The sequence below is a fragment of the Nocardioides sp. P5_E3 genome, from assembly GCF_054049275.1.
This window is the reverse complement of sequence record NZ_JBFUMR010000013.1, coordinates 72,954-85,780: the sequence shown is the minus strand read 5'-3', so window position 1 is coordinate 85,780 and position 12,827 is coordinate 72,954. Positions and strand designations below refer to the sequence as shown.

Below are 12,827 nucleotides of genomic sequence, written 5' to 3'. Positions count from 1 at the left end.
TCCGTCCCCCCACCCCGGAGGCTCGTCATGCCCCACCGTTCTCACCTTGCTCGCGCCGCCACCGCGGCCGGCTCGGCCCTGCTGGCGGGCGCCCTGCTCGCGCCCGTCCCCGCGTCGGCCGCCACCGGACCGACGCCGTCGGCGTGCCCGTCCGGGGTCGCCGACGTCGCCGACTGCTGGACCGGCCAGGACGACAACGGCGCCTACTACGCCATGGCGGTCCCGCACGACTGGAACGGCGACCTCGTCGTCCACGCCCACGGCGGCCCCGACCTCGGTGAGGCGTCCGACCCGGCCCGCAGCGTCGAGGACCTGGACCGCTGGGCGGTGATGGCGCGCGAGGGCTACGCCTGGGTCGGCTCGGCCTACCGTCGCGGCGGCTACGGCACCCGGATGGCCGTCGCCGACACCGAGAGCGCCCGCCAGGTCTTCCAGCAGACGTTCGGCGTGCCCGGCACGACGCTCGCGCACGGCCAGTCGTGGGGCGGTGACGTCGCCGCCAAGCTCGTCGAGGTGCACCCGACGTCGTACGACGGCGTGCTGCTCACCAACGGCGTGCTGGCCGGCGCCTCCCGCGGCTACGACTACCGCGTCGACCTGCGCGTGGTCTACCAGTACTACTGCGGCAACCACCCGCGCCCGACCGAGCCGCAGTACCCGCTCTGGATGGGGCTGCGCGAGGACTCGACGATGACGTCGGCCGGTCTCCGCTCGCGCCTGCAGGAGTGCACCGGCTACCAGTCCGCACCGGCCGACCGCACGGCGCTGCAGCAGCGCAACCTCGACGACATCCTCGCCGTCACCAAGGTGCCCGAGCGCACGCTCGAGTCGCACCTGCGCTTCGCCACCTTCACCTTCCGCGACATCGTCCACCACCGGCTCGACGGCCGGAACCCGTTCAGCAACAGGGGCGTGCACTACTTCGGCAGCCACGACGACAAGGCGCTCAACAAGGGCGTCGAGCGGTTCTCCGCCGACCCGGACGCCGAGCGGGACCTCACCTGGGACAGCGACCTCACCGGCGCTGTCACCATCCCGACCGTGACCCTCCACGCCATCGACGACCCGACCGCGTTCGTCGAGCACGAGTCGGCCTACCGCGCGACCCGGGAGGGCGCCGGCACCGCCGACACGCTGGTGCAGGTCTTCAGCCGCGAGTCCGAGCACAGCTCGCTGAGCAACAGCGGGTACGCCGCCGTGCTCGACGCGCTGGACACGTGGGTCGACACCGGCGTCGAGCCGACGCCCGCCGGCGTCGCAGCCTCCTGCGCGGGCAACAATTCGACGTACGGCAGTGGCTGCTTCCTCGACCCGACCTTCGAGCCGGCGTCGTTCGACAGCCGCGTCGAGACGCGCCCGGGCGGCCACCGGTGGCCGACGATGAGCGCCACGCAGGAGCGGGCCTGGTCGCGGATCCCGGGCATCGGGATCGAGCCGTGACCCGTGGCTGAGCGGGTGAGGGGCGTCACGACCGCACCTACGATGTGCCGGTGCTGACGCGACCTCGCCACGAGCAGTCCGTGGCCCGCCAGGTGCTGGTCCTGCAGCTGATCGTGGTGCTGGTCCTGGTCGTCACGGCCCTCGCCCTCGCGACCTACGACGCGCGCAACGACATCCGGGCCAGCGCCCGCGACGAGGCGGTGTCGGTCGCGAGGGCGGTGGCGCGCTCGCCGGTGGTCCGCGAGGCGATGGCTACCAGCGAACCGACCGCTCTGCTCCAGCCGTACGCCGAGGCGGTGCGCGTCGACACCGGCGTCGACTTCGTCGTGGTGATGGACCGCGACCGCACGCGGTGGTCGCACCCCAACCAGGAGCAGCTCGGCAAGACCTTCATCGGCAACCTCGGCGGGGCGCCCGACGGTGAGGTCTACACCGAGGAGTACGTCGGCACGCTGGGGCCGTCGATCCGGGCGATCGTGCCGGTCTTCGGGCCGAGCTCGGCCTCCGACACCAACACCGGCTCGCCCGTGGTGGCGCTGGTCGCGGTCGGGATCACCCTGACCCAGCTCGACGACCTGCTCGTCGACGAGTTCACCGACATCGTCGTCGCCACGGTCGTGGTGCTCATCGTCGGGATCGTGGGGGCGTGGCTGATCGCGCAGCGGCTGCGGCGCCAGACCCACGGCATGGGCGAGCGCGAGATCACCCGGATGTACGAGTACTACAGCGCGGTCCTGCACGCCGTCCGCGAGGGCCTGCTGCTCATCGACCTCGACGGGCGAGTCCAGCTCGTCAACGACGAGGCGCGCCGGCTGCTCAGCCTGCCCGGCGACGTGGTCGGGCGCTCGCTCGACGACCTCGGCCTGCCGCCGGCGCTCGTCGAGGCGGCGTCCGGCGAGCGCGGTGCCGACGAGGTCTACGTGACGGGCGACCACGTCCTGGTCGCCAGCTCCAGCGCCGCCTTCTGGGACGGCAAGGAGGTCGGCGCGGTGGTCACCCTGCGCGACCACACCGAGCTGCAGGCCGTCACCGGTGAGCTCGACATCGTCCGTGGCCTCACCGAGTCGCTGCGGGCGCAGACCCACGAGGCCGCCAACCGGCTGCACACCGTGGTCTCCCTCATCGAGATCGGGCGTACCGAGGAGGCGATCGACTTCGTCACCGACGAGCTGAAGGTCGCGCAGATGCTGACCGACCGCGTCGTCGGCGCGGTGGGCGACCCGGTCGTCGCGGCCCTGCTGCTCGGCAAGTCCGCGGAGGCCGCGGAGCGCGGCATCTCGCTCACGGTCACCGGCGAGCTGCCGGCGTCGTTCGCCGTCGGCTCCCCGCGCGACCTCGTCACCGTCCTCGGCAACCTCGTCGACAACGCGATCGACGCCGTCGCCGGCGCCGCCGACCGCCGCATCGTGGTGCACCTCGAGGGCTCGCCCGGCCACGCGCGGCTCGTCGTCGGCGACAGCGGACCCGGGCTCACCCCCGAGGAGGCCGCCCACGCCCTCGAGCGCGGCTGGACGTCGAAGGCCGACGCCGGGGACGCGCATGGCGTGGGCCTCGCCCTCGTCTCGCAGGTCGCCCGGCGCCTCGGCGGCGGGGTGCGGATCGGACGGTCCGAGCTCGGCGGCGCCGAGATGGTCGTCGTACTGGGTCGGGCGCCCGAGCCGGCGAGCGCGGAGGTGCCGGCATGAGTGACACCCCACGACGTACTCCGTCTCCTCCGCTGCGCTCCTCCGACGAAGAACGCCGCGGGGACCCCAAAGGCAGCGTCCGGGTCCTGGTCGTCGAGGACGAGCCGCTCGTCGCGGAGGCGCACGCGGAGTACACCCGCCGCGTCGCGGGCTTCGACGTCGTCGGCGTCGCCAACTCCGCGACCGAGGCCGCCCGCATGCTCGGCGACCGCGAGGTCGACCTGGTGCTGCTCGACATGTACCTCCCCGACGGCCACGGCCTCGGCCTGCTCCGCAACCTGCGCGCCGGCGGCACCATGTGCGACGTCATCGCGGTCACCTCGGCGCGCGACGCCGAGATGGTGCGCCGCGCGGTCGCCCACGGGGTCGTGCTCTACCTGATCAAGCCGTTCACGTTCCCGATGTTCCGCGCCAAGCTCGAGCAGTACGCCGACTACCGCCGGCAGCTCGGCGACGCCCCCGAGCAGGTGATGCAGGACGAGGTCGACCGCATGCTCGGTTCGCTGCGCGTCGCCACCTCCGACGGCGCCCTCCCCAAGGGGCTCACCGCGGAGCGGCTGCACGAGGCGATGGACCACCTCCGCACACCTCCCTGCGTGCTGTCCGCGCGGGAGCTCGGGGAGAAGCTGGAGAGCTCGCGCGTCACCGCCCGGCGCTACCTGGAGCACCTCGCCGACATCGGGGTCGTCGCCCGGTCGCTGCGCTACGGGGGCAGCGGGCGGCCGGAGGTCGAGTACCGCTGGCAGCACTCGTCCTCCAGCCGGTGACGCACGAGCGGTGAGTGAGACAGGTTCCTGGCGACCAGAACATGTCTCACTCACCGCTCGATGGACGGACCTAGTCGTCCTCGCCTTGGAAGACGACCTCACGCTTGCGGCGTACCGACGGCAGCACCGCGATCATGATGATCAGCGCGGCGAGGATCAGCAGCGACGCGGAGATCGGCCGTGTCAGGAAGACCGTCGGGTCGCCCCGGCTGATGATCATCGCGCGGCGGAGGTTCTCCTCGAGCAGCGGCCCGAGCACGAAGCCGAGCAGCAGCGGCGCGGCCTCGCAGCCCCACCGGATGAGGAAGTAGCCCACGACACCCGCGGCGGCGATGGCGAACACGTCCCACGAGTTGAGGCCGAGGGAGTAGCAGCCGATCGAGGCGAAGGCGATGATCGCCGGGAACATCACCTCGTAGGGCACCGACAGCATCTTCACCCAGATGCCGATGAGCGGCAGGTTGAGCGCCACCAGCAGCAGGTTGCCCACCCACATCGAGGCGATCAGGCCCCACACCAGCTCGGGCTCGTCATTGATGACGTTGGGCCCCGGGGTGATGCCCTGGATGATGAAGGCGCCGACGAGCAGCGCCATCACCGGGTGCGCCGGCAGGCCGAGCGACAGCAGCGGGATGAACGACGTCTGCGCCGCGGCGTTGTTGGCCGACTCGGGCGCCGCGACCCCCTCGATGACGCCGGTGCCGAACTTCTTCGGCTCCTTCGAGAGGTTCTTCTCCACGGAGTACGACGTGAAGCTGGCCAGCACGTGCCCGCCGCCGGGCAGCACGCCGAGCACCGACCCGAGGGCCGTGCCACGGAGGACCGGGTTGCGGATGCGGCGGAAGTCGTCCTTGCTCAGCCAGAGTCCCTCCACCTTCTTCGTGACGATCGAGGACGAGTTCTTCGTCTCCAGGTTGCGGATGATCTCCGCGAGGCCGAAGAGGCCGACCGCGAGCGAGACGAAGTCCAGGCCGCCGTAGAGCTCGCGCACGCCGAAGGTGAAGCGCGGGACGCCGGTGAACTGGTCCTGGCCGATCGTGCCGAGCAGCAGGCCCAGCACGATCATCGCGAGCGCCTTGACTGCTGACCCGCTGGCGAGCGCGATGCTCGCGATCAGGCCGAGGACGACGATCGCGAAGTAGTCCGCCGGCCCGAACTTCAGCGCCAGCTGCGCCAGGGGCGGGGCGAACAGGGCGAGCACGATGGTGCCCACGGTCCCGGCGAAGAACGACCCGAGGGCAGCCGTCGCCAGGGCCGGTCCGGCCCGCCCTTGTCGGGCCATCTGGTGCCCGTCGAGCGCCGTCACCACCGATGACGACTCACCGGGCAGGTTGAGCAGGATGGCCGTTGTCGAGCCGCCGTACTGCGCGCCGTAGTAGATGCCGGCGAGCATGATCAGCGAGGCGACCGGGTCGAACTCGAAGGTGATCGGCAGCAGCAGCGCCACCGTCGCCGTGGGCCCGATGCCGGGCAGCACGCCGACCGCGGTGCCGAGCGTGACGCCCAGCAGGCAGATGAGGATGTTGGTCGGCTGGAGCGCGGTCTCGAGGCCGAGGAGGATGCCGTCCACGTCAGCCTCCCAGCCAGTCGCCGAGCAGCGGCAGCCGCAGCTGCAGCAGCGACACGAAGACGACCAGGCACAGCGCGGTGATGCCGGCGGCCGTCAGTGCTGCCTTGAGGGGGCTGGTGCCGTGCCCGGCCATCGCGGCGATGAACGTCGTCACGAACAGCGTCGGGCCGAGCCCGAGGCCGGACACGAAGAACCCGAAGAACATGATCGCCGCCACGAGCAGCCCACCGCGGCGCCACGGGATCGGCTCCCGCTGGACGTCGCGGATCGACGGATCGCCACCACGGAAGCCCATCGCGACGATGAGGACCCCGAGCACGACCAGGATGCCGCCGAGGACCAGCGGGACGTAGCCCGAGCCCATCCGCAGCGCCGAGCCGACGTCGTACCTCGAGCCGCCGATGGCGAACGCGAGGCCCAGCACGACGAACGCGGCGCCCGCGTAGAGGTCCGGCCGGAACAGCGCCGGGCGGTGCCCGGCGCCGTCCAAAAGGGTGTGGTCGGTGCTCATCCGCCGGTGACTCCGGACTCCTCGATGATCGGGGTCCAGAGGTCGATCTGCTCCTGCAGCTTGGCGGTGTGGGCGTCAGGGGTGACGTCCTCGGCCGGCGCGGGGGTGGTGCCGAGGTCGGCCATGCTGTCGATGACGTTCTGGTCCTGCAGCGCCACCTCGAGGGCCGCCGTCAGCTTCTCGACGATCTCGTCGGGTGTCTCGGACGGGACGTAGAGCCCGTGCCACACGCCGACCTCGACGTCCGACCAACCCTCCTCGGCGGTCGTCGGGAGGTCGGGCAGCGCCTCGATCGGCTCCGGCGTCGTGACGGCGTACGCCTTGATGTCGCCGGACTGGATCTGCGCGGCCGTGTTGGTGGTCTGGTCGCACATGAAGTCGACCTGGCCGCCGACGAGGTCGGTCAGCGCCGGACCGGTGCCGTCGTACGGCACCTCGGTGAGGTCGACGCCGAGCTGCTGCTCGATGAGGAGGCCGCACAGCTGGGAGGCGGCGCCCACGCCGGCGTTGGCGAGGGTGACCGTGTCGGCGTTCTCCTCGACGTAGGTCGCGAGCTCGTCGAGCGTCTCGGGCTCGAAGTCCTTGCGCGCGACGATCGTCATCGGCACGTCGGTGACCAGGCCGACGGTCTTGAAGTCCTCCACCGGGTCGTAGGCCAGGTCGGGGTAGAGGCCCGGGGCCGTCGACATGCCGATGTGGTGGATCAGCACCTCGTAGCCGTCCGGGTCCGCGTCGGCGACCTGACCGGCCGCGACGGTGCCGCCCGCACCCTCGACGTTCTGCACGATGATCTCCGCGCCGAGCTCCTCGGCCATCGGCTCGGCGATGAGGCGGGTGACGGTGTCGGTCGGTCCACCGGCCGCGAACGGCACCACCAGGGTGATGTCGTCGTCGGGGAAGGCGGCCGGGTCGGCCTCGCCGCCACCGCACGCAGCGAGCGTGAACATCGACAGGCAGGCGAGGGTGGCCAGGGGGATGCGCCGGTGCATGGGTGCTCCTAGTTCGGGGAGTGTGTCGCCGGTCACACTCCCCACCCGCGGGCCGCGGGTCACCGTTGTGCACCTTGTGTTCACGGGTGGTGTTCACGGCCCCGGGGCGGTGAGTGAGCCACCGCTCGGCGGCCGGACTGCGGGTCGCCCGTGCCCGGTATCTAGGGACGATCTGGTCGGTCGTACGCCCGATCCACGACCAGAACGTCCCTAGATACCTCAGGCGACGGAGGAGCGGAACCCCCGCAGCCGGAGGCTGTTGGTCACGACGAAGACGCTGGAGAACGCCATCGCGGCGCCGGCGAGCATCGGGTTGAGGAGGCCGGCGGCGGCGAGGGGGAGCGCGGCGACGTTGTAGGCGAAGGCCCAGAAGAGGTTGCCCTTGATCGTGCCGAGGGTGCGGCGGGAGAGCCGGATGGCGTCGACGGCGACGAGCAGGTCGCCGCGCACGAGGGTCAGGTCACCGGCCTCGATGGCCACGTCGGTGCCGGTGCCCATCGACAGCCCGAGGTCGGCCTGGGCGAGGGCGGCGGCGTCGTTCACCCCGTCGCCCACCATCGCGACGACCTTGCCGGCGGCTTGGAGCCGCTGGACCTCGGCGACCTTGTCGGCCGGCAGTACGTCGGCCACGACGGTCTCGATCCCGACCTGGTCGGCGACCTGGCGGGCGGCGGCCTCGTTGTCGCCGGTGAGCAGGATCGGGGTCAGGCCGAGGTCGCGCAGCGCGGCGACGGCCTGCGCGGACGTGGGCTTCACGGTGTCGCCGACGACGATGACGCCCCGCGCGCGGCCGTCCCAGCCGACGGCGACGGCGGTGCGGCCCTCGCCCTGCGCCCGCTGGACGGCGGCGTCCAGCGACGGCGGGAGGTGCTGCGCCCAGTCGGCGAGCAGGCTCGGCCGGCCGACGACGACGGCATGGCCCTCGACGACGCCCTCGACACCCAGCCCCTCGCGGCTGGCGAAGTCCTCGACCACAGGTAGCTGAGGACGTGGTGGACGGATCCCGGGCTCGTTCGCGTACGCCGCGTCCTCGGACACACCGGCGGCGGCGATCGCCCGGCCGATCGGGTGCTCGGACGCCGACTCGAGCGCGGCCGCGAGGCGTCGTACGTCGTCGACGGACTCGCCCTCGGCGACCACCACGTCGTGGACGGTCATCTCGCCGGTGGTCACGGTGCCGGTCTTGTCGAGCACGATCGTGTCCACGCGCCGGGTCGACTCGAGGACCTCGGGGCCCTTGATGAGGATGCCGAGCTGGGCGCCGCGGCCGGTGCCGACCATGAGCGCGGTCGGCGTGGCCAGGCCGAGGGCGCAGGGGCACGCGATGATCAGGACGGCGACCGCGGCGGTGAAGGCCGCCGTGGCACCCGCCCCGGCGCCGAGCCAGAAGCCCAGCGTCGCGACCGACAGGCCGATGACGATCGGCACGAAGACGCCGGACACGCGATCGGCGAGGCGCTGCACCTCGGCCTTGCCGTTCTGCGCGTCCTCGACCAGCCGAGCCATCTGCGCGAGCTGGGTGTCGGCGCCGACGCGGGTGGCGCGGACGACGAGCCGGCCACCGGCGTTGACCGTGGCGCCGACGACGGCATCGCCGGGCTTGACCTCCACCGGGACCGACTCACCGGTGAGCATCGAGGCGTCGACGGCAGAGCTGCCCTCGACGACCTCGCCGTCGGTGGCGACCTTCTCGCCGGGGCGTACGACGAACAGGTCGCCCACCGCGAGCTGGTCGACCGGGATCCGGGTCTCGCTCCGCCCACCAGAAGCGTCGTCGCGCAGCACCGCCACGTCGCGGACGCCGAGCTCGAGCAGCGCCCGGAGTGCCGCACCCGCACGCCGCTTGGAGCGGTGCTCCAGCCAGCGTCCGGCGAGGAGGAACGTCGTCACCCCGGCCGCGGCCTCGAGGTAGATGTTGCCCGCGCCGTCGGTGCGGTCGATCGAGATCTGGAACGGGTGCGTCATGCCCGGTTCGCCGGCGGTGCCGAGGAAGAGCGCCCACAGCGACCAGCCGAACGCGGCCAGCACGCCGACCGACACCAGCGTGTCCATCGTCGTCGCGCCGTGGCGCAGGTTGGTCCACGCCGCGCGGTGGAAGGGCCACGCGCCCCACACGACGACGGGCGCGGCCAGCGCCAGCGAGGCCCACTGCCAGTAGGTGAACTGCCAGGCCGGGACCATCGCCATCGCGACGACGGGGATGCTGAGGGCGGTGCTGACGAGCAGTCGCTGCAGCAGCGGGTCGCGCTCCGGCTCGGCCGCGGCGACCTCGTCGGGCGGCGTCGGCAGCGCGGCGGCGTAGCCCGCGGCCTCGACGGTGCGCAGCAGGTCGTCGGTCGAGACGGTGACGGGGAAGGAGACCTTCGCCTTCTCGGTGGCGTAGTTGACGGTGGCCGAGACGCCGTCGAGCTTGTTGAGCTTGCGCTCGATGCGGTTGGCGCACGACGCGCAGGTCATGCCGGTGATCGCCAGCTCGACGTCGCTCAGCGGCTGGGCCTCAGCGCTGGACTCAGTGGTCATGGTCGCCTCCCTCCGCATGCCCGGAGCCGTCGCCGGAGTTGTCCTCGGAGCCGTCGGCCGGAGCCCCGCCCGACTCGACCGTGAACGCCGCGGTGTGCACCTGCCCGCGGTGCTGGAAGTCCAGGAACAGGCGGTACGTCGCCGGCTCGGGGAACGCCGTCGCGAAGTCGATGCCCGGGCCGGCCGGACCCTCCTCGGGGTGGACGTGGAGGTAGCCCAGGTCGCCGGCGCGCATCGCGACGAGGTGGCCGTAGGCGCCGAGGTAGGGCTCGAGGTCGGTGACCGGCTCGCCGTCGAGCTCGATGCGCGTCGTGAGGACGGTCGACGCCCCCGGCGCGGTGTCACCCGCCAGGGTCACGGTGTAGGTGCCCGCGTCGGTCTCGACCTCTGCGATCCGGTCGTCGGCCGCCAGGGCGGCGGGCGTGAAGTCTCCGGCGACCGACACGTCGTCGGCCAGCGTGATGCCCTCCCAGCCCGCGGGCACGAGGTCGGCCACGACCCGCCACACGCCGGGCGTGAGCCGCACGTCCACCGACCAGGTGCCGGTGCTGCGGTCGAGCCGCGGGTGCACGTGCTGGAAGCCGGTCAGGTCGCGGCGTACGACGATGAGGTGCAGGTCCTTCTCGTGCTCGCGCGTGTAGTCGAGCAGGGGGCGCCCGCTGGAGGTGAGCACCTGGAAGTCGAGGCGGGTGCGCCCGGCGGCCGGCGTACGGTCGGCGAGCGCGAGCGTGAAGCCGTCGGCGCGGGCGGTGAGCCCGGTCGCCTCGGCGACGGCGGAGGAGGGGTCGTCGTGCGACCCGGCCTCGTCGTCGTGGGAGGCGTCGGCACCGTGGGCGGCGCCCTCGTGTGCGACGGGTTCGGTGTCGAGCGGGCCGACGAGCCGGCCCCCGCCCCATGCCAGCGCGAACGCGACGGCCAGGGCCGACACGAACGCGAGGACACGCAGCGGCGTGCTCATGGTCAGGCTCCTTCGGGCTGGGGTTTCAAGAACTCGACTCGGCGCCCTGTCGGCTCGCTGGCGCTCGCTGACAGGTCACCGCTCTCAGGCGACGGCGTAGCCGGCCTTCTCGACGGCGGCGCGGACGGCCGAGTCGTCGAGGGGGGTCGCGCTGGTGACGGTGACGGCTCCGGTCTCGACGACGACGGCGACGTCCTCGACGCCCGCGATCTCGGAGATCTCCTCGGTGACCGACGCGGCGCAGTGGCCGCAGGTCATCCCGGTGACGGTGTAGGTGGTGGTCTGGCTCATGGAGTGCTCCTGCAAACGTGGGAAGGGGGGCGCGGGGTCAGGACTTCACGAGGCGGGCGATGGCCTCGGAGGCCTCCTTGAGCTTCTGCTCCTGCTCGGCCCCGCCCTGCCGGGCGGCGTCGACGAGGCAGTGCGCCATGTGGTCGTCGAGCAGGCTGAGCGCGAGCGCCTGGAGCGCCTTCGTCGCCGCGGACACCTGGGTGAGGATGTCGATGCAGTACTTCTCCTCCTCGACCATCCGCTGGATCCCGCGGACCTGCCCCTCGATCCGGCGGAGGCGCTTGAGGTGCGCCTGGACGGCTTCGTCGTTGCCCTCGAGGTGGCCGTGCTGCTCACTCATGGATCCAAGATACCCCTAGGGGGTATCAGGATCAAGGCGAGGCTCACCCGAGGGGGTGAAAATAGTCGTGCTGGCACCACTGATGTGAATGCCGCGCACCCCCCCGGGTTACTGTCCCCAGTGACGGTCGGGGGGTCGTCGGGAGATGGAGGTTCCGTCTCTCCGAGGCGATCCCTAGGACCCACCAGATGATGAGCATGGACATCCGTGTCGCGCTGCTCGGCGGCGACGAGCTCGTGAGGCGAGGCCTCGACAGCATGCTGAAGACGCTCGGCGGCTTCGAGCTCGGGACGATCAAGGACCGCTCTCGCCTGCCGGTCGACATCGCGCTGGTCGAGACCTTCGGGACGGCGCGCAGTGACACCACGCTGCAGCGCGCGGTCACCGACCCGCACATCCGCCGGGTCGCGGTCTACACGTGGAACCACCAGCCCGGCCTGGCCCACGAGCCGCTCGGCAACGGCGTCACCGGCTACCTGGCCAAGAGCCTCAACGCCCAGCAGCTCGGTCGCGCCCTGCGCGCGATCCACCTCGGCGAGACCGTCGTCGCCCCGCTCCTGCCGGTGCTGCCGACCAAGGACCTGCGCTCGACCACCCAGATCGACTTCCTCACCGCCCGTGAGCGCGAGACCCTCGCCCACATCGCCACCGGCAAGAGCAACGACGACATCGCGCGACAGATGCAGATCTCGCTGAACTCCGTGAAGTCCTACATCCGCAGCGCCTACCGCAAGACCGGCGTGCAGAGCCGCAGCCAGGCGGTGCTCTGGGCCGTCTCGCACGGCCTGGCGGCGGAGGCCCTCGAGCGCGTCTGACCCCCGGGCTACCCGGCGCTCGCGGGCGCCGGCGCCGGTGTCGCGGGACGTACGCCGGACGCGCGCGGCCACTCGCCGCGGCTGATCAGCACCTCGCGCAGCAGGTCGGGGCGGTCGGTGATGATGCCGTCCACGCCCATGTCGAGGAGCACGCGCATCGCGGTGGGGTCGTCGACGGTCCACACCACCACCCGGATGCCGAGCTCGTGTGCGCGCCGGATCACCCGCTCGGAGTGCACGGGGAGCCGGCCGAGCCGGATCGGCACGTGCGCGAACGCACCACCCGCGAGCACGTCGGTCCGCAGCCCCGGAGGGCGTACGCCGCCGCGCGAGCAGGCGATGAGCGTGGTGAGCGAGCGCCAGCCGAGTGCCGTCGTCACGCCCGGCGCCTCGTCGCGGAGACGGTCCAGCCAGCGGGACCACGCCCCCGCCACGAGGACCCGCTCCGCCCAGCCGGGGTTGGCCCGCAGCAGCCGCGCCATCACGCCGATCGACGCCTCGTCCTTGAGGTCGATCGCGAACCTCGCGTCCGGGAAGGACGCCATCGCCTCGACCAGCGTCGGGATCCGGTCGGTGCCCCCGACGCGCAGGCGGCGCAGGTCGGCCAGGTGCAGGTCGGCGACGCGCCCGGGATGGCCGGTGACCCGGCGCAGCGCGGGGTCGTGGAAGCAGACGACGTGTCCGTCGCGGGTCGTGCGGACGTCGGTCTCGAGGTGGGTCAGGCCGAGCGCGGTGGCCCGCCCGAAGGCAGCGAGCGTGTTCTCGGGGGCGAGCCCCATGCCACCCCGGTGGGCGATGGCGAGCGGTCCGGTGTGGTCGCCGTAGCTGGTCACGCGCCCAGCATGTGCCGGTCGGCGGACCCCTGTCGCGCCGGGTGGAGGGGTCCGGGCGAGTGTTCACCGAGGCTTCGCACGCGCGCCCGGAGGGCGTCGTACGACGTC

Annotated in this window: 12 protein-coding genes; 4 read left to right on the top strand and 8 right to left on the bottom strand. The window is 72.3% G+C overall.

Features of this window, described 5'->3' with window-relative positions:
* Positions 1-27: 27 nt before the first annotated feature.
* Genes ACXJKB_RS10415 through ACXJKB_RS10405 form a run of 3 tightly spaced genes read left to right on the top strand, consistent with a single transcriptional unit; the run spans position 28 to position 3,892 of the window.
* A complete protein-coding gene (locus ACXJKB_RS10415) occupies positions 28-1,440 on the top strand; it encodes an alpha/beta hydrolase family protein (protein WP_457188033.1) in 1,413 nt (470 codons plus the stop codon).
* Between the two features lie 50 nt (positions 1,441-1,490).
* Positions 1,491-3,125 carry a sensor histidine kinase gene (locus ACXJKB_RS10410; RefSeq protein WP_457188031.1) on the top strand — a complete coding sequence of 545 codons (1,635 nt, stop codon included), beginning with the start codon at positions 1,491-1,493 and terminating at the stop codon, positions 3,123-3,125.
* Entirely contained in the window at positions 3,122-3,892 is a 771-nt protein-coding gene (locus ACXJKB_RS10405) for a response regulator (protein ID WP_457188029.1), read from the top strand. Before ACXJKB_RS10410 ends, ACXJKB_RS10405 begins: the two co-directional genes overlap by 4 nt.
* A gap of 70 nt (positions 3,893-3,962) precedes the next feature.
* Here ACXJKB_RS10405 and ACXJKB_RS10400 read toward each other — a convergent pair whose 3' ends face one another.
* The 7 genes from ACXJKB_RS10400 to ACXJKB_RS10370 all read right to left on the bottom strand — a co-directional run bounded on the left by ACXJKB_RS10400 (position 3,963) and on the right by ACXJKB_RS10370 (position 11,071).
* Entirely contained in the window at positions 3,963-5,462 is a 1,500-nt protein-coding gene (locus ACXJKB_RS10400) for a tripartite tricarboxylate transporter permease (protein ID WP_457188027.1), read from the bottom strand.
* A 1-nt stretch (position 5,463) separates the two neighbouring features.
* Entirely contained in the window at positions 5,464-5,973 is a 510-nt protein-coding gene (locus ACXJKB_RS10395) for a tripartite tricarboxylate transporter TctB family protein (RefSeq protein WP_457188025.1), read from the bottom strand.
* Entirely contained in the window at positions 5,970-6,962 is a 993-nt protein-coding gene (locus ACXJKB_RS10390) for a tripartite tricarboxylate transporter substrate-binding protein (RefSeq protein WP_457188023.1), read from the bottom strand. The genes ACXJKB_RS10395 and ACXJKB_RS10390 overlap by 4 nt, the downstream gene beginning before the upstream one ends.
* A 219-nt stretch (positions 6,963-7,181) precedes the next feature.
* Positions 7,182-9,482, bottom strand: a complete 2,301-nt coding sequence (locus tag ACXJKB_RS10385) for a heavy metal translocating P-type ATPase (RefSeq protein WP_457188021.1) — start codon at positions 9,480-9,482, stop codon at positions 7,182-7,184.
* Entirely contained in the window at positions 9,472-10,440 is a 969-nt protein-coding gene (locus tag ACXJKB_RS10380) for a hypothetical protein (RefSeq protein ID WP_457188019.1), read from the bottom strand. Before ACXJKB_RS10380 ends, ACXJKB_RS10385 begins: the two co-directional genes overlap by 11 nt.
* A gap of 84 nt (positions 10,441-10,524) precedes the next feature.
* Positions 10,525-10,731: a heavy-metal-associated domain-containing protein gene (locus tag ACXJKB_RS10375; RefSeq protein ID WP_457188017.1), complete on the bottom strand. Its 207-nt coding sequence runs from the start codon at positions 10,729-10,731 to the stop codon at positions 10,525-10,527.
* Between the two features lie 37 nt (positions 10,732-10,768).
* Positions 10,769-11,071 carry a metal-sensitive transcriptional regulator gene (locus ACXJKB_RS10370; protein WP_129477404.1) on the bottom strand — a complete coding sequence of 101 codons (303 nt, stop codon included), beginning with the start codon at positions 11,069-11,071 and terminating at the stop codon, positions 10,769-10,771.
* A gap of 188 nt (positions 11,072-11,259) precedes the next feature.
* On the opposite strand from ACXJKB_RS10370, the gene ACXJKB_RS10365 reads away from it, so the two are divergent.
* On the top strand, positions 11,260-11,886 hold the full coding sequence (locus ACXJKB_RS10365; protein WP_457188014.1) for a LuxR C-terminal-related transcriptional regulator: 627 nt from the start codon (positions 11,260-11,262) through the stop codon (positions 11,884-11,886).
* An 8-nt stretch (positions 11,887-11,894) separates the two neighbouring features.
* Here ACXJKB_RS10365 and ACXJKB_RS10360 read toward each other — a convergent pair whose 3' ends face one another.
* Positions 11,895-12,719 (bottom strand): glycerophosphodiester phosphodiesterase family protein, encoded by an 825-nt coding sequence (locus ACXJKB_RS10360; protein ID WP_457188012.1) that lies wholly within the window; start codon positions 12,717-12,719, stop codon positions 11,895-11,897.
* Positions 12,720-12,827 lie beyond the last annotated feature (108 nt).